Origin of the sequence: Actinomyces sp. (assembly GCF_030524025.1) — a bacterium.
Lineage (GTDB): Bacteria > Actinomycetota > Actinomycetes > Actinomycetales > Actinomycetaceae > Actinomyces.
In genome coordinates this window covers 17,773-34,477 of the sequence record NZ_JAUNHI010000024.1, presented here as the reverse complement: position 1 = coordinate 34,477, position 16,705 = coordinate 17,773, and the positions used below count along the sequence as shown (strand labels likewise).

Below are 16,705 nucleotides of genomic sequence, written 5' to 3'. Positions count from 1 at the left end.
CGTGGCAATGGTCGTGCACGTGATCATGACGGTGACCGTGATCGGGCGCGAAACCGTGCTCGCGCATACGCATGATGGCCTCGAAGCGCTCCTCGCCCATGCGACGACGGGCGCCCTGCTGCCAGGCCTCGAGGACCTCGTCGGAGTCGACGCCCAGCTCCTCCTCCAGGGAGGCGATCAACTTGTCAAGCAGGGCGGCGAGGGCCTGGGCCTCCTCCTGGCTGAGGACCGACAGGGGGTCGGCCCCCTCCTGCCCCAACGGGGCCTGGCTGCCCGCCTGCGTGAGCGACACGAGCATGACGCGCCTGTCCTCCCGGCTGGGGGTGCGCTCGACCAGGCCGTCGGCCTCGAGCTTCTTGAGGAGCTCGTTGAGCGACTGCTGACGGATGTCGAGGATGAAGGCGAGCTCGCGGGTGGGGATCGGGCTCTGCATGCGCAGAGCGGCCAGCACCCTGCCGCGGCCGCGGGTCGTGTCGGCAAGCGGGCCGTGGTGGTGGTGCGCCTCGGCGCGTCGCCGGCGCAGGAGCTGCCCCAGGCGGCGGAGGCGTTCGTGGATGTCGACGTGGATGGTGTCCATGGTCGAGTCCTTCCTGTGTGTCTCATGGATCTCATATGTCTCATGGATCTCATGGGCCTCACTGTCGTGACGGCGCCCTCACCACTGGTGTTACTGGTACCTGTCACATCTTGTGCCCCAGAAGTTACAGGCACCTTCACGAACCTGTCAACGAGATTCGTCAGGTACCTTCTGATACATGGGCCACAAAGGTGCCCGGGCATGTGGTCACCAGGGGATACGGTGGGCCCCATGAGCTCGTCGACCATCGACTCCCCCCTTCGCCGACGCGCCGAGTCCGTCCTGGAGCAGCTGGTCGCGGCACCCGGGGCGCGCCTGCGCCCGGACCAGTGGACCGCTGTCGAGGCGCTCGTCGCCCACGGCCGACGGGCACTGGTTGTCCAGCGCACCGGTTGGGGCAAGTCAGCGGTCTACTTCGTGGCCACCGTCCTGCTGCGCGAGGGCTGGGGGGCGTGGAGGCCGGGCAGCCCCGCCCCGGCCCCCGGAGCACGCACGGGTGCCGGCCCCACGGTCATCATCTCCCCGCTGCTGGCCCTCATGCGCGACCAGGTGGCCGCGGCGCAGCGGGCGGGCATCCGGGCGACGACGATGAACTCCGCCAACGTCACGCAGTGGGAGTCCATCGAGGCCCAGGTCCGCGCCGGCCAGATCGATGTCCTGCTCGTGTCCCCCGAGCGGCTCAACAACCCGGTCTTCCGCGAGGAGGTCCTGCCCCACCTGGCCGCGGGCGCCGGCCTGGTCGTCATCGACGAGGCCCACTGCGTGTCGGACTGGGGGCACGACTTCCGGCCCGACTACCGGCGCATCCGCACACTCCTGGAGGGCCTCGACCCATCGACCCCGGTCCTGGCCACGACCGCCACGGCCAACGCCCGGGTGACCGCGGACGTCGCCGAGCAGCTGGGCCCGGCGGGCCTTGGCTCCCCCGAGGTCCTCGTCCTCAGGGGCTCCCTGGACCGGGAGTCCCTGCATCTGGCGGTGCGTCGCCTCGACAGCCCCGCCGCCCGACTGGCCTGGCTCACCGACTACCTGCGCCGGGCCGATGGGTCGGGGATCGTCTACTGCCTGACCGTGTCGGCGGCGGGGGAGGTCACCCAGCGGCTGCGCGAGGCCGGCCTGGAGGTGGCCGCCTACACCGGTCAGACCGACGCCGCCGAGCGCGAGCGGCTGGAGGCCGACCTCAAGGACAACCGGATCCGGGCGCTGGTGGCCACCAGCGCCCTGGGCATGGGCTTCGACAAGCCCGACCTCCGGTTCGTCATCCACATGGGCGCCCCCTCCTCACCGGTGTCCTACTACCAGCAGGTCGGCCGCGCCGGTCGCGGGGTCGAGCGCGCCGAGGTCGTCCTGCTCCCGGGCGCCGAGGACAGGGCGATCTGGGACTGGTTCGGCTCGCAGGGCTTTCCCGCCGAGGCGCAGGTGCGCGAGGTCCTCGCAGCCCTGGAGGACGCCCGGGGCCAGGGCCCCCTGTCCAGCGCCGTGCTGGAGACGGCGACGAGCCTGCGCCGCACGCGCCTGGAGTCGATGCTCAAGGTGCTCGACGTCGACGGCGCCGTGCGGCGCGTGCGCGGTGGCTGGGAGGCGACCGGTCGGCCCTGGGTCTACGACGCCGAGCGCTACCGGCGCGTCGAGGCCGCCAGGAGGGTCGAGCAGGAGGCCATGGAGCGCTACGAGGACCTGCGCGCCCCCCAGTGCAGGATGGCATTCCTGCGCGCCGCCCTCGACGACCCGCAGATGCCACCGGGCTGGCGCTGCGGGGGGTGCGACCTGTGCGGAGGACTCGTCGTGCCCGACGCCCCCGACGCCCAGGAGGTGACCGCTGCCGTCGAGGCCCTCTCGCGCGTGGGGGTCGCCCTCGAGCCGCGCCGGCAGTGGCCCGTGGGGATGAGCCGACTCGGGCTTCCCGCGCTGAGCGGACGCATCGATGACGCCGAGCGCGCCGCCCGCGGCATAGCGGTCGGGCGCCTGGACGGGCTGGGCGTCTCGACGGCCCTGCGCGCCGTGCTCGACCAGGGCTCGGACACCGAGGTGCCCGCGGGGCTGCGGGATCCGGTGCTCGAGGTCGCCGACCGGCTGGGCTCCCAGATCGACGCCGAGGGCGTCGGAGCGCCGGCCGGACAGGACCTCGAGGGGGCGGGCCTCGTGGTGGTCGTCGTCGAGTCCCGACGCCGCCCGGGCCTCGTGCGCCAGCTCGGCCGGGCCGTGGCCCACCGGCTCGCGGCACGGCCCCTGGGCGTGGTCGGCGTGGCCGGGGAGCCGGGACGTCACGATGTCTCCAGTGCCTTCAGGCTCGCCGATGTGGCCCGCTCCCTGTCCCTGGACGGGTGGAGCCGCGACGCCCTGGCCGGGCTCCAGGGAGCCCGCGTCGTGCTCGTGGACGACTGGACGGACTCGGGCTGGACGCTGACAGTCGCGGCGGCCCTGCTCCGGCGGGCCGGCGCGGCCTCGGTCCACCCCTTCGTCCTGGCCCAGCGCTGAGCCGCCGGCGGCTCAGCGCTCCAGACGGGCGCGGACCGCCTCCCCGTGGGCGGGCAGGTCCTCGCACTCGGCCAGCGCGGTCAGCGGCCGGGCCACCGCGGCCAGGGCCGCGGCGTCGTACTCGACGACCTGGACGGGCTTGAGGTAGGCCATGACGCTGAGCCCCGCGGTGAACCGCGCGGTGCCCCCGGTGGGCAGGACGTGGTTGGAGCCGGCCAGGTAGTCCCCCAGGGGCACCGGGCTGTAGGGCCCCACGAAGACCGCACCGGCGTTGCGGACGCGTCGGGCCAGGTCCGGCGCGTCATCGGTGTGGATCTCGAGGTGCTCGGCGGCGTAGGCGTCGGCGACCTGGACCCCGTGGTCGCGGTCGCGCACGATGACAACCCCCGACTGGGGCCCGGCCAGGGCGGTGGCGGCCCGCTCGGCGTGCCGGGTCACCGCCAGCCGCCGCTCCAGGGCCGCGTCGACGGCATCGGCCAGCTCAACGGAGTCGGTGATGAGCACGCTCCCGGCGCTGGGGTCGTGCTCGGCTTGGGACAGCAGGTCGGCGGCGACGAGCTCGGGGTCGGCGCCCGCATCCGCCAGCACCGCGATCTCGGTGGGGCCCGCCTCGGCATCGATGCCGACCACTCCGCGCACGGCGCGCTTGGCGGCGGCCACGTAGACGTTGCCCGGGCCGGTGATGACGTCGACCGGCTCACACAGCACCGGCCCGCCGGCGTCCCGCCGGTCGGTGTCGGTCTGGGCCGCCGCACCGTGGGCGAGCATTGCGATGGCCTGGGCACCGCCGACGGCGTAGACCTCCGTGACGCCCAGCAGCGCGCAGGCCGCCAGGATCGTGGGGTGGGGCAGGCCCCCGAAGGCGGCCTGCGGCGGGCTGGCCAGGGCGATGCGGTCGACGCCCGCGACCTGGGCGGCCACGGCGTTCATGACCACCGAGCTCGGGTAGACGGCCAGTCCCCCCGGGACATAGAGCCCCACCCGGCGCACCGGCACCCACCGTTGGAGGATGTGGCCGCCCGGCACGATCTCGGTGTCGACCTCCGTGGGCAGCTGGGCGGTGTGTCCCACCCGGTTGTGCGCGATGGACAGCTCCAGGCCCTCGCGCACGGCCGGGTCGAGGCCCGTCAGGGCGTCGGCGATGGCCTCCTCGGGGACGCGCAGGTGCTCGGGGCGCACGCCGTCAAAGCGCTCGGAGGCCTCGCGCAGCGCCGCCGCGCCCCGTCGGCGCACGTCGTCGATGAGCGGGACGACCTGGTCCAGGGCGGCCGCGACGTCGAGCGGGGCCCGGGGCAGTTCCTCGGCGAGCTCATGAGAGGTCAGGTCGGTGTCGCGCAGGTCGATGCGGGTCAGCATGGGCTGAGCCTACCCGCGGGTCGGTGGCGTAGGCTGCGGGCGTGTGCCACGGCGGTCATGCAACGCACTGCTAGCCCCTGGTCACCCTCGCCCCCGGGCTGTCCTTTTTGGGAACCGACCCACGGCCCGTCGCCGGCCCGGCTTCCGGTCGCCCGGGGCCCTGAGACTGCACCGGACAAGCCCAGAAGCGCCAGCAGGCCCGGCGCTCCGGCGGGGCCCAGCTGGAGTCGGGAGTGCCCACCTCCCCGGTGCCGGCCGACACGACGAGCGCGGGCAGCGAGGGCTCCCCGCGCCCGGCGCAGTCGTGGCCGACCATGTGCAGCAGCGGCCCCATGTGCCGGGGCAGGACGGTCCCGCCGATCGCCTCGCTCAGCTCGCCGTAGGTGAGGACCTCGCCGTGGGAGGCAGCATCAATCAGCGCGAGACGCGCCAACAGGGCGGCGCGGGCCAGGCGCGGTGTCAGGGTGTGCATCCGCTCCCCCACCGGGTACCGCTCTCCCACGACGAGCGTAAGACCACAGGACGGGGAGGACGGGACGCCTGCCCCGTCCTCCCCTGTCGCACGCTCCGGGTTCACCGCCGGGGCACCTGCTCAGTGCAGGTGCCCGCGGCTCGCGCAGCGGGCGGCGCGGTCATGGAGCCTCAGACGAACCACACCCGGCGCACGATGAGCAGACCGAGAAGGAGGGTGGCCAGCGCACCCAGCCCCATCATGGCGCGTTCGACAACGGTGGCCGCCTGGATCCTGCGCGCCACATCCTGTTCCTGCGACGGGTCGACCCAGGAGCCGGCCGGCGCCTGGGCGGCCCCGGCCTGAACGGCTCCGCCGTCCTCGGAGCCATCCAGGAGGGTGGCGCCGTCACTCGGCGTGCTCTGGGCCTCGGCGGCCTGTGCCTCCTGGGCGGCCGGGGCGGCTGCAGCCGCCGCAGCCGGGGTGGCAGCGTCGGTCTGCCAGGCGACGTTGACCAGGGCGCCGCGGTCAACAGCGCCGCCCGAACTCAGCCCCAGCACCTCGGCCACGTCGGCGGGAAGCGCCGCACCGGTCCCGTCCCCCGGGCCGCCGTCGGCGGCATGCAGGTCGGAGGTCTTCCAGGCGGTGGGATCGGCCGACTCGCTCACGAGCACCGGGTTGGTCTGCCGCGTGCCCGACAGGTCCAGCCCGTTGCTCTCCCGGCCCTCGGCCTGGACGTGTGGGCTGGCGGAGAAGTCGGCCAGGGTCGGGGCGTTGACGGTCTGGCCCGCCCGGTCGGCCCCGTACTGCCACAGGACCGTCGTCGACGGGTTGGACGTCGGCTCGCGGTAGTACACGTTGTAGTCGATGGCGGCGATCATCTGGTTGGCGTAGACGCCTCCGGAGCCGTTGGTGTCCTCACCGCCGGTGACCTGCACCATGGCGGAGTACTTCCAGTAGTCGCCCTCGGCGATCGTCTGCTCCGAGGACAGGATGTTGTTGTAGATGGTCGTCCCGCCGGTGTCCCAGGTCAGGCCCTGGGAGGCCGACCAGCTCTCGACGACGTGGCAGGTGCCGTCCGCGGCGTGCGCCATGCAGCCGTCACTGCGCCCGTCCTCCTGGACGACGATCGAGGTCAGCGCATGGGTGACCGTGTTGTTCCACACCTGGGTGCTCTCCGAGCCGGAGATCTGGATGCCGATGTTGGCGCCCTCGATGAGGTTGGAGGCGATGACGTTGTTGCGCGACACCTCGTTGAAGATCGCCACCGGCGTGTTGACGAAGCTCGATGCGATGATCTCGGAGTCGATCGTCCCCTCGTCGAACCAGGCCCCGACCATCCGGTTGGTCTCGAAGGACTCGACCTCGGAGTGGTCCGTGGCCACCGCCGAGTAGTCGACCGTGTTGTAGGCGTAGCGGATGTTCTGCGAGTGGGTTGTCTTGAGGTCCGCCATCGAGCAGTAGGCCGTGCACGCCGAGGTCGTGAAGCCCGCGGTGTTGTTATCGGTCCAGTAGTTGTTCTCGATGACCACGTCGGAGGAGTCGTCGACGCCGGCACCCACACCGCCGTTGGACACGAAGCTGTTGCCCGTCACCGTCACGCGGCTGGCCTGGGAGACCACCATGGCGGTCCCGGCCGAGGAGTGGCGGAAGGTGTTGCCCGACAGCTCGACGTCGTCGCCCGAGGCCACGACCATCGCCCCTCCGGTGGCGGTCGAGATCTCAGGGTCGTTGTAGTCCCAGCGCTGGACCGGGGCGTACTTCTCGACGGTCATGCCCGACAGCGTCACACCGTTGCCGGCCAGGGACAGGGCGCGCGAGTGCTGGGTGACCTCGACGGTGTGCTGGGAGGGGTCGACCCCGATGACGTAGGAGGTCCCGCGGTGCGGCTTGACGTTGTAGCCGGCGGTGTTGTTGCCCGGGCTCTTGAGCGTGATCGGGTCGGGGTCCTCGACGTAGAAGGTCGACTCAGTCACCTCGGCCCGCGTGGCGACCTGGGTCAGGGGCTTGCCGTCGACGAAGACCTGCTCGGGGTGGGCGGCCATGCCCTCCACCGAGGGGTCGGCATTGGTCGTGCACACCGTGCAGAACCGGACCATGTCGGCCGATGTCGACCAGGTGCCCGAGCCCGATGCGGACCAGGATGTGGGCACCTGCGCTCCCGACAAGACGGGGGAGGCGCCGTCCGCGGCGCGGATCGTCACGTCCTTGCCGACGTAGATCTCACCCTCGCGGTACGTCCCGTCAGCCACCTCGATCGTGGTCCCGTCACTGGCCGCTGCGACGGCATCGGTGATCGTGGCAAAGGGCCGTGCTGCGCTTCCATCACCCCCCTGCGCTGCCGAGGCCGAGACGTAGAGGGCTCCTCCATCAGGCTCGGCCAGTGCCGTGGAGGCGGTCAGCGGGAGCGCGATGGCGGTGATAGCGACTGCGGCTATCGCGATGAGACGGCGCATACGTTCTTCCGTTAATCCGGGAGCAGGGTCACGGTCACCGTACCGTGATCGACGCCGGTCCTCGACTGCCTCGTCGACGCCGTTAACGCAGGATTGATCACATCCGCCCCGGCCCGGCGGCGTCCTGATCACGCGACGGGGGCGCCCGCCCGGGACGGGCGCGCAGCCGGCCCGGGCGGAAAGTCGAGCCTGACCTGGAAGGATCGGAGCGAATCGGAGAGGATCGCGCCCATGAGCACCGCACAGCCCTACCGGTCCGTACCCGTCGACGGGCAGATCAAGCTCGGGCAGTTCCTCAAGCTCGCCGATCTCGTCGAGGACGGCGCCGAGGCCCGGATCGCCGTCCAGGCCGGTGATGTGACGGTCAACGGACGCGTGGAGAACCGCCGCGGCCACCGCCTGTCGCCCGGGGACGTCGTCGAGGTCGAGCTGCCCGCTGGGACCGCCGGGGCGGTGGTCGGCGGAACGGAGGCGTGATTCGCCCCGATGATGGATCCCCGGGGCGGGTGGGAGGCACCGGCCTGGGCGCACGAGCCCGGGGCTGAGACCCCGCCCCCACCTGCCGAGATCGGGACATATGATACCCAGAGGCGCTGGTCCGCAGGTCGGGCCCTTGGTCCTGGTGCGGACCGCCGCCGTCACTGTGACCACGATGCGCGGTCGTCAGGCGACCTGGGCGGGGAAGATACCGTGTGATGCCACGGGTCGTCGTCGGACAAGCAGTGGGGCCGGGTGCGTGTCTTGGCCGCACCTGGGCACGGTCACCGGCCTGGGGCATGCCTGTCGTGGCCGACACAGGCCCGCTGACCGACGGCGACGAGGACCGCCTGCACACGCTCGACCTCGACCAGCCGCACGAGCGCGTCAGGCCACCCAGCCCCACGCCGCCCCCGAGCCCCGGCCCGATCCGCCACGCAGCACCCGCCCCACCAGGCTTGACCGACGCTCCCGCGCCCGGCCGTGCCATATCTACCGATCTCGAGGTGCCATATGTCCCGATCTCGGCGAGGGGGAGGGGTCCGGACTCGCCACGTCGGTCCCGGACCCGTGTCACCCAGCCCAACCCTGGGAATCACAGGAGTCAGTGATCGTGGCGGTGCCCCGCTGCCCTTGAGGTCAGGGCAAGGCGGCCGACATGCCGCCGCCGATCGGCACCGCGACCCGGCCCTCAAGGACGCCGCCCACGCCACCATCATGCTGGTCGAGCGCAGCGGGGCCTGGCTCACCCGCGGCATCCTCGGCGCCCCTGAGGGATAGCCGCCCCAGACCGATCGATCGGAGCCGGCCTCCCCGGTCCTGGGTGCGGGCGACCCCGGACCGGTGCCCGCCTCACCGACGCAGGCAGGCCGGTCCGAGCAGCGCCTTGATGTCGCCGTAGAAGGCGGGCGAGGCCTCGACGCTCAAGGAGGCGTCGAGCTGGGTGCGCACCTCCCGGCCCGGACTGGTCAGGGTCAGGCGCACGGTCGACATGCCCGGGTGACGGGTGAGAACCTCCTTGAACTGCTCGACCAGCGCCCCGGTGCACCGGTTGGCGGGCAGGGCGATGGTCACCGCCTCGTGGGTGGCGCGGGAGACGTCGGGGATGGTCATCTCCTGGGCGTAGATCGACACCTGCCCGTCACGGCGGCTGAGCCGGCCGCGCACGGTGACCACGGTGTCGGGGGCGAGCATCGTGGAGACCGTCTGGTAGGTCGCCGGGAAAAACAGGGCCTCGATCGTGCCGCCGAGGTCCTCGATCTGGGCGATGGCCCACAGGTTGCCCTGCTTGGTCGTCTTGCGGGTCAGACCGGTGATGAGACCGGCGATGGTGACCATCGTGTTGTCCGGGCGCTCCTCGTCCTCGTGGAGCTCGGAGATCTCCGTGTCGGCCAGGGAACCCAGCACGCCCTCCAGCCCGAGCAGCGGGTGGTCGGAGACGTAGAGCCCGAGCATGTCGCGCTCGTAGGCGAGCTTGTCCTTCTTGTCCCACTCCGGCAGGTCGGGGACCTCCGAGGAGAACACCGGCCCGGAACCGAAGGCGTCCTCGGCGGCGCTGTCGAGCAGGGAGGCGAACAGGTCGAACTGCCCAGCGGCCTCGTTGCGCTTGACCCCGATGATCTCGTCGACGAGGTCCTCGTGGCAGGCCTGCAGGGCGCGACGGCTCTTGCCCAGGGAGTCGAAGGCCCCCGCCTTGATGAGGGAGTCGATGGTGCGCTTGTTGCACACGACGGCCGGTACCTTGTCGAGGAAGTCCTCGAAGCTGGTGAACTCGCCCTTGTCCCGGCGGGCCTGGACAATGGCGTCGACGACGTTGAGCCCGACGTTGCGGATGGCCGCCAGGCCGAAGCGGACGTCGTCGTCGACGGCGGAGAACTGCGCCCGCGAGGCGTTGACGTCGGGGGGCAGGACCGTGATGCCCATGTGGCGGCACTCGGCGAGGTAGACGGCCAGCTTGTCCTTGTTGTCCTTCTGGCTGGTCAGCAGGGCGGCCATGTACTCGGTGGGGTAGTGCGCCTTGAGGTAGGCCGTCCAGTAGGACACGACCCCGTAGGCCGCCGAGTGCGCCTTGTTGAAGGCGTACTTGGCGAAGGGGACGACGACGTCCCACAGGGTCTTGACGGCCTCCTTGGAGAAACCCCCCGCGACCATCCCGGCCTCGAACTCGACGAACATCTTGTCCAGGATGTCCATCTTCTTCTTGCCCATCGCCTTGCGCAGGGCATCGGCCTTGCCCATCGTGAAGCCCGCCAGGTCGGTGGCGATCTTCATGACCTGCTCCTGGTAGACGATGAGGCCGTAGGTCGTGCCCAGGATCGGCTCGAGGGCCTCCTTGAGCTCGGGGTGGATCGGGACGATCTCCTGCTGGCCGTTCTTGCGCAGGGCGTAGTTGGTGTGGGACTCAGCCCCCATGGGGCCCGGTCGGTACAGGGCGCCGACGGCAGAGATGTCCTCGAAGTTGTCGGGCTTCATGAGGCGCAGGAGGGTGCGCATGCCTCCGCCGTCGAGCTGGAAGACCCCGAGGGTCTCGCCACGGGCGAGCAGCTCGTAGGTACCGCGGTCATCGAGGCCCACGTTGTCGATGTCGAGGGCCTCCTTGCCGTTGGCCACGATGTTGTCCAGGGCGTCGGAGATGACCGTGAGGTTGCGCAGCCCCAGGAAGTCCATCTTGAGCAGGCCCAGGTGCTCGCAGGTCGGGTAGTCGAACTGGGTGATGAAGGCGCCGTCCTGGAGGCGCTGCATCATGGGGATGATGTCGGTCAGGGGCTCGGAGGACATGATGACCGCGCAGGCGTGCACCCCCCACTGGCGGGTCATGCCCTCCAGGCCGCGCGCGAGCTCGACGATCTTCTGGGCGTCGGGGTCCTCGGCGTGGAGCTCGCGGAAGGCCTGGGCCTCCCCGTAGCGGGGGTCCTCGGGGTTGAACATCCCTTTGATGGAGATGTCCGAGCCCATGACGGTCGGCGGCATCGCCTTGGTCAGGCGGTCGCCGACGGCGTAGGGGTAGCCCATGACGCGGCTGGAGTCCTTGAGGGACTGCTTGGCCTTGATGACCCCGTAGGTGACGACCTGGCTGACGCGGTCGGCCCCGTACTTGGCCTTGACGTACTCGATGACCTCGTCGCGCCGGCGCTCGTCGAAGTCGACGTCGATATCGGGCATCGAGATGCGCTCGGGGTTGAGGAAGCGCTCGAAGATGAGCCCGTGCTCCAGCGGGTTGAGCTCGGTGATGCCCATGGCGTAGGCGACCATCGAGCCGGCGCCGGAGCCGCGTCCGGGGCCCACGCGGATGCCGTGCTCCTTGGCCCAGTTGATGTAGTCGGCCACGACGAGGAAGTAGCCGGGGAAGCCCATCTGGACGATGACGCCGATCTCGTACTCCGCCTGGGCCCTGCAGTCCTCGGGGATCGAGCCGTGGAAGCGCCGCTCCATACCGGCCCAGCACTCCTTGATGAACCACGACTCCATCGTCTCGCCCTCGGGGACGGGGAAGACGGGCATGAAGGAGGCTCCGTCGTCGACGGTGGCGAAGCTGACGTCGCACTGCTCGGCCACGAGCAGGGTGTTGTCGCAAGCCTGCGGCATCTCCTTGAACAGCTCTCGCATCTCCCGCCCGGGACGCAGGTAGTAGGTGTCGCCGTCGAACTTGAAACGGTCCGGGTCGGTGAGCACCGAGCCGGAGTTGATGCACAGCATCGCGTCCTGGATGGTGCGATCCTCGGGGCGCACGTAGTGGGAGTCGTTGGTGGCCAGGAGGGGCGCGCCGATCTCCTTGGCCAGGGCGAGCAGGTCCTTGGTGACGCGCCGCTCGATCTCCAGGCCGTGGTCCATCAGCTCGACGTAGAAGAACTCCGGCCCGAAAATGTCCTGAAGCTCGCCGGCGCAGCGCAGGGCCTCGTCCCACTGCCCCAGACGCAGACGCGTCTGGACCTCGCTGGAGGGGCAGCCCGAGGTGCCGATAAGGCCGGCGCCGTAGCGTGAGAGCAGCTCGCGGTCCATGCGCGGGGCCTTGCCCCACTGTCCCTCCAGGGAGGCGTAGGAGTCCATGCGCATGAGGTTGTGCAGGCCCTCGTTGTTCCGCGACAGCAGGGTCATGTGGGTGTAGGAGCCGCGGGCGGAGACGTCGTCGGAGCGCTGGGACTCCTCGCCCCAGAACACCCGCGTCTTGTCGAAGCGGGAGGTCCCCGGGGTCATATAGGCCTCGACCCCGATGATCGGCTTGATCCCGGCCTTGGTCGCGGCGGCGTAGAACTCGTAGGCGCCGAACATGTAGCCGTGGTCGGTCACAGCCAGGGCGGGCTGGCCCAGCCGCTTGGCCTCGGCGACGTAGTCCTTGATCTTGCCCGCCCCGTCGAGCATCGAGTAGTCGGTGTGGACGTGGAGGTGGACGAAGTCGTCCCTGGTCTCGGTACCCCGGTCCTGCCCCGCCTCATCACTCGTCGCCGCCATGTCCTCATCCTAGGGCCACGGCCGCCGGGGGCGGGCAACGGCCGTGTGCGGGGCGCCACCATGGCCTCGGCCGGGCCTCACCGGGCCCCCGCGCCCGGCGCGCTCCCGCGGGTCAGGGTGCGGGCCATGTCCTGGTGGGGGATGCCCGCGTCGAGGTAGGACTCGCCGGTCAGGACCCGGTAGCCGCAGCGCCGGTAGAAGCCCATCGCCTGCTCCTGGGCCGACAGGATGACCGTCACTGTCCGGGCGCCCGGCCCGAGCCCGGCGGCCGGGTGGGCATCCACGGGCGTTCCGGCGTGCTCGATGGCCGCCTTCTCCAGGGCGGCGACCATCCTGGCCCCCAGGCCCGTGCCGCGCGCCACCATCCGCACCGCCAGCCTGCCCAGGTGGACCCGGCCGGGGTGGCCGGGCTCGGTGAGCAGGCGCCCGGCGGCCAGAGGGATGGAGTCGGCGCCGCGGGCCAGGACGTGGATCGTGCCCGGCTCGAAGTCGCGGGCGTCGATCTCCTGGGCGAAGGGCACCGCCTGCTCGGCCACGAAGACCTCGAGGCGCACGTCCATGATCCCCAGCCGCACGGCCTCGGCCCGGGCGCCGGCCTCATCGCCGCGAATAGCCGTGAAGGACACCGGCTCATGGAGCTGAAGGGCCGGCGGGATGCGCAGGACGGGGAAGCCGGGCCGGAGCGGCTCGGCGATGGGGGTCTGTGTCATGGTCGCTCCTTGTGCGCGGCTCCTGGGCCACCCATTCCCGCCCGGAGGCGGGCTCAGGGCAGGCGCAGGACGTCCAGGGCGTGGACGAGGTCCTCGGGGTACTCCGAGCTGAAGGTCATCCACTCCCCCGTGATCGGGTGGGCCAGGCCGAGCTCGCGGGCGTGGAGCCACTGGCGCCGCAGCCCCGTGCGCTCGGTCAGGGCGGGGTCGGCCCCATAGGTGGCGTCGCCGACGCAGGGGTGGCCCACGGCGGACATGTGGACGCGGATCTGGTGGGTGCGCCCGGTCTCGAGGTGGATCTCGGCCAGGCAGGCCCCGGGCATCGCCTCGATGACGTCGTAGTGCGTGATGGACTCCCGGCCGCCGTCGATGACGGCCATGCGCCACTCCCGGCCGGGGTGGCGTCCGATCGGCGCCTCGATGGTGCCCGAGGAGGGGTCGAGGTGGCCCTGGACGAGGGCGTGGTAGACCTTGTCGACGGCGTGCTCGCGGAAGGCGCGTTTAAGCACCGAGTACGCCCGCTCCCCCTTGGCCACGATCATCACTCCCGAGGTGCCCACGTCCAGGCGCGAGACGATGCCCTGGCGCTCGGCGGCACCCGAGGTCGCCACGGTCACGTGCATGGCCGCCAGGGCGCCCAGGACATCCGGCCCGCCCCATCCCATCGAGGGGTGGGCGGCCACCCCAGCGGGCTTGTCGACGACGATGATGTCATGGTCCTCGTACAAAACGCCCATGCCCTCGACCGGCGTGGCCACGGGCGCCGTCGGCCCGGGGTCGGGCAGGTCGGCCTCGATCATCGAGCCCGGCGTCAGGCGCTCGGACTTGCCGACCGGGCGCCCGTCGAGGAGGACCCGACCGGCGGCGCACAGCTCCCCGGTGCGGGTGCGCGACAGGCCGGTCATCCGGGACAGGCCGAGGTCGGCCCGCTCGCCGGCGAGCCCATCGGGCACCGGCAGCAGCCGCAGGCTCACGCCTTGTCCTCGCTCTGCGGCTCCGTGGCGGGCACGGCAGCGTCGGGGCCATCGGCGGCCGGCTCAGAGGCGGCCGCCCTCAGCCCCTGGGAGCGCAGGGCTCGCAGCTCGGCGCCGTCGGCCCAGGTGGACCCGGTGTCAGCCGGGTCCGCCCGCTGCTCGGACTCCCCCACCTCCAGGTCCCAGGACAGGCGCCTGGGCGCCTGGGACTCCACCCGGTCCCCGGCCAAGCCGACGCCCGCGGGCGCCTCGGGTGCCACGGGTACCTCGGGCTCCACGGGCTCCACGGGCTTGGCGGAACCAGCCGCCGGGTCGTCATCGGCCTCCCCGGTGGGGGCGGTGGTCACGGCCGCCAACCGCCTGCCCCGGGCCCCGCCGCGTCGGCGCGCCTGACGCCCCAGGGTCTGGACCGCGGCGGACTCCCCGTGGTCAGATGCCTCGCCCACCCGGGTACCGTCGATCTCGATGCCCAGCAGAGACAGGACGACAATGAGGCCCGCCGCCCCGACGATCGCGATGTCGGCGACATTGCCGACGAAGAAGCCCGCGTAGTCGATGAAGTCGACGACATGGCCGCGGAAGACCCCTGGTGCGCGCACGAGGCGGTCGATGAGGTTGCCCACGGCCCCGCCCAGGACCAGGCCGAGCGCCAGGGACCACCAGATCGAGGCGAGCCGGCGGGAGATGCGCAGGACGACCACGGTGACGACGATGGCCACCGCCGTCAGGATCCAGGTCTGGCCCGAGGCCAGGGAGAAGGCGGCGCCCGGATTGCGCACGAGGACCAGGCCCAGCCAGTCTCCGAGCAGGGCGACGCGTTCGCCGTCGGCCAAGGCCCTGGTCGCCCAGACCTTGGTCAGCTGGTCGAGCAGGACGACCGCCACCGCCAGCAGCCACAGGACCACGACGGCGCGGCCCGGTCGCCGCAACCCGCCCGCCGTCTGCGAAGGCTCCCCCTGGACCCGCCACACCGACGTCATCGCGGTCTCCTTGTCAGTGCCCGCCGCCTGGTCGGGGCCCAGGTCGGTGATGGAGTCTGTCGGCTGAGGGCTGGTCGTGCTCATGGGTCCTTCACAGGTTCGCAGGGCGCGGCATGCGCCGCCCGGACATGGTTCGGGGGCGGCGGCCCGGGATGGGCCGCCGCCCCCGGGGGACCGGAGTGGACCGGGGCACGGCAGGACGCGACCGGTGCCTCAGCCCTCTCAGCAGGTCAGAGGTTCGAGGCGTCGGTGCCGCCGTCCTCGACATTGGCCAGCAGGCCCTGGAGGTAACTCTTGAGGCGGGTGCGGTAGTCCGACTCGAAGCGGCGCAGCTCGTCGATGCGGTGCTCCAGACCGGAACGCTCCTTCTCGAGCTGGGCGAGGGTCCGGTTGCGCTGGTCCTCGGCCTCGCGGACGATCTGCTCGCCCGTGGCGCGGGCCTCGGCCACGATGCGCTCGCCCTCGGCACGGCCGTTGGCCACGTGCTCGTCGTGCAGGCGCTGGGCCAGCTCGAGCATCCCAGAGGCCGCCGAGGGCTCCTCGACACCACCGGCGGGCACCGGGACAGCGGCGACCGGCTTGGCCTCGACAACCGGGGCGACGATCTGGGTCTCGGTGACCTTGGGCGCGACAGGGGCGCCCGCACCGAGCTCGGCCACGCGGTTGTTGGCAGCCTCGAGGCGGGCCTTGAGGTCGGCGTTCTCAGCTTCCAGCTGCCGCATGGCCTCGACGACCTCGTCGAGGAACTCGTCAACCTCGTCCTGCTCGTAGCCCTCGCGGAACTTGGTCGCCTGGAACTTCTTGTTGAGGACGTCATCTGCCGTCAGAAGCGTCATAGTCGTCACCTCGGTGTCGTTACGGAAAGTGTCACGAGCACCGGGAGAGCCGGTCACTCATGCGGACAGAGTACCTGAACTTCAACTTCACGCCATAGGGGACGTCGAAGATCACCCGTCGGTCTCGGCGTGGCGCCAGCTCCGGGATGTCAGACCAGGAGCGCGAGAACCCGCTGCAGGACGATGATGCCGAGCCACAGGACGAGGAAGCTGAGGTCGATCCCCATCGCCCCCAGCCGCAGGACCGGCACGACCCGTCGCAGCCACCGCAGGGGCGGGTCGGTCAGGGCGTAGACCACGTTGGCCAGGATGAGAATGGCGCCGGTGGGCCGCCACTGGCGGACGAAGAGCTGGATCCAGTCCAGCACCACCCGCACGAGCAGGATGAGGAGGTAGAGGTTGAGCAGGGCTGAGACGATGGTCACAACCGATGCGAGGGTGCTCACGGCGCAGGGCCGCCCGTCAGCTCTGGTTGAAGAAGCGGCCGCGGGGCTCGTCGGCCGCCTCGCCGCCGTCGATGTCCACCGTGGCAGGGGTCAGCAGGAAGACGCGGGGGGTGACCCGCTCGATGGCGCCGTGGAGACCGAAGACGAGGCCAGCGGAGAAGTCCACCATGCGTCGGGCATCGGACTCGCTCATGTTCGTCAGGTTGACGATGACCGGCACGCCGTCGCGGAAGGACTCCCCGATGACACGGGCCTCGTTGTAGGTCGAGGGGTGCACGGTCACGATGCGCCTGAGGTCCGGCGCGGCGACGGGCGCGGGCGCGGCGGCCGGAGCCTCCTCGAAAGCGTCCTCGTAGCCGTTCTCGCTGTCCGCGAAGTCCTCGTCGACATAGTCCTCACCGACGCGGTACTCGTCGTCGTAGGCCTCCTCGACCGGCTCGGCGTAGCCCAGGAAGGTCGACATCTTGCGCAGGGCGCTCATGGGTTGCTCCTTGTCTGTCCAGCCCCGACGGCCC

At 71.3% G+C, this 16,705-nt stretch carries 13 protein-coding genes; 2 read left to right on the top strand and 11 right to left on the bottom strand.

All coding sequences use genetic code 11. The features are described from left to right. A partial coding sequence (locus Q4C85_RS09200) for a MarR family winged helix-turn-helix transcriptional regulator (RefSeq protein WP_303141481.1) occupies positions 1-577 on the bottom strand: 577 nt, incomplete at its 3' end. A 201-nt stretch (positions 578-778) separates the two neighbouring features. On the opposite strand from Q4C85_RS09200, the gene Q4C85_RS09195 reads away from it, so the two are divergent. Then, the gene (locus tag Q4C85_RS09195) at positions 779-3,055 is read left to right on the top strand and encodes an ATP-dependent DNA helicase RecQ (protein WP_303141479.1); all 2,277 of its coding nucleotides are present in this window, start codon (positions 779-781) and stop codon (positions 3,053-3,055) included. A gap of 12 nt (positions 3,056-3,067) precedes the next feature. Here the strand turns inward: Q4C85_RS09195 and hisD are convergent, their stop codons facing one another. The 3 genes from hisD to Q4C85_RS09180 form a co-directional block, all read right to left on the bottom strand. Next, entirely contained in the window at positions 3,068-4,411 is a 1,344-nt protein-coding gene (gene hisD, locus Q4C85_RS09190) for a histidinol dehydrogenase (RefSeq protein WP_303141477.1), read from the bottom strand. Positions 4,412-4,481: 70 nt separating this feature from the next. Beyond that, entirely contained in the window at positions 4,482-4,883 is a 402-nt protein-coding gene (locus Q4C85_RS09185) for a hypothetical protein (RefSeq protein ID WP_303141486.1), read from the bottom strand. 170 nt (positions 4,884-5,053) lie between these two features. Next, entirely contained in the window at positions 5,054-7,318 is a 2,265-nt protein-coding gene (locus Q4C85_RS09180) for a right-handed parallel beta-helix repeat-containing protein (RefSeq protein ID WP_303141476.1), read from the bottom strand. 231 nt (positions 7,319-7,549) lie between these two features. On the opposite strand from Q4C85_RS09180, the gene Q4C85_RS09175 reads away from it, so the two are divergent. Continuing rightward, positions 7,550-7,795 (top strand): RNA-binding S4 domain-containing protein, encoded by a 246-nt coding sequence (locus tag Q4C85_RS09175; RefSeq protein WP_303141475.1) that lies wholly within the window; start codon positions 7,550-7,552, stop codon positions 7,793-7,795. Between the two features lie 852 nt (positions 7,796-8,647). Here the strand turns inward: Q4C85_RS09175 and dnaE are convergent. The 7 genes from dnaE to Q4C85_RS09140 form a co-directional block, all read right to left on the bottom strand. After that, positions 8,648-12,244: a DNA polymerase III subunit alpha gene (gene dnaE / locus Q4C85_RS09170; protein WP_303141474.1), complete on the bottom strand. Its 3,597-nt coding sequence runs from the start codon at positions 12,242-12,244 to the stop codon at positions 8,648-8,650. Between the two features lie 77 nt (positions 12,245-12,321). Then, a complete protein-coding gene (locus tag Q4C85_RS09165) occupies positions 12,322-12,954 on the bottom strand; it encodes a GNAT family N-acetyltransferase (protein WP_303141472.1) in 633 nt (210 codons plus the stop codon). Positions 12,955-13,007: 53 nt separating this feature from the next. Further along, positions 13,008-13,928: an RluA family pseudouridine synthase gene (locus Q4C85_RS09160; RefSeq protein WP_303141470.1), complete on the bottom strand. Its 921-nt coding sequence runs from the start codon at positions 13,926-13,928 to the stop codon at positions 13,008-13,010. Further along, complete coding sequence (gene lspA / locus Q4C85_RS11825; protein WP_368501444.1) at positions 13,925-14,992, bottom strand: signal peptidase II; 1,068 nt, start codon at positions 14,990-14,992, stop codon at positions 13,925-13,927. The genes Q4C85_RS09160 and lspA overlap by 4 nt, the downstream gene beginning before the upstream one ends. 146 nt (positions 14,993-15,138) lie before the next feature. Then, positions 15,139-15,744 (bottom strand): DivIVA domain-containing protein, encoded by a 606-nt coding sequence (locus Q4C85_RS09150; RefSeq protein ID WP_303141468.1) that lies wholly within the window; start codon positions 15,742-15,744, stop codon positions 15,139-15,141. A 149-nt stretch (positions 15,745-15,893) separates the two neighbouring features. Further along, complete coding sequence (locus Q4C85_RS09145; protein ID WP_303141465.1) at positions 15,894-16,190, bottom strand: YggT family protein; 297 nt, start codon at positions 16,188-16,190, stop codon at positions 15,894-15,896. Between the two features lie 16 nt (positions 16,191-16,206). Then, positions 16,207-16,671, bottom strand: coding sequence for a cell division protein SepF (locus Q4C85_RS09140; RefSeq protein WP_303141464.1), 465 nt, complete (start codon positions 16,669-16,671; stop codon positions 16,207-16,209). Between the last annotated feature and the right edge of the window lie 34 nt (positions 16,672-16,705).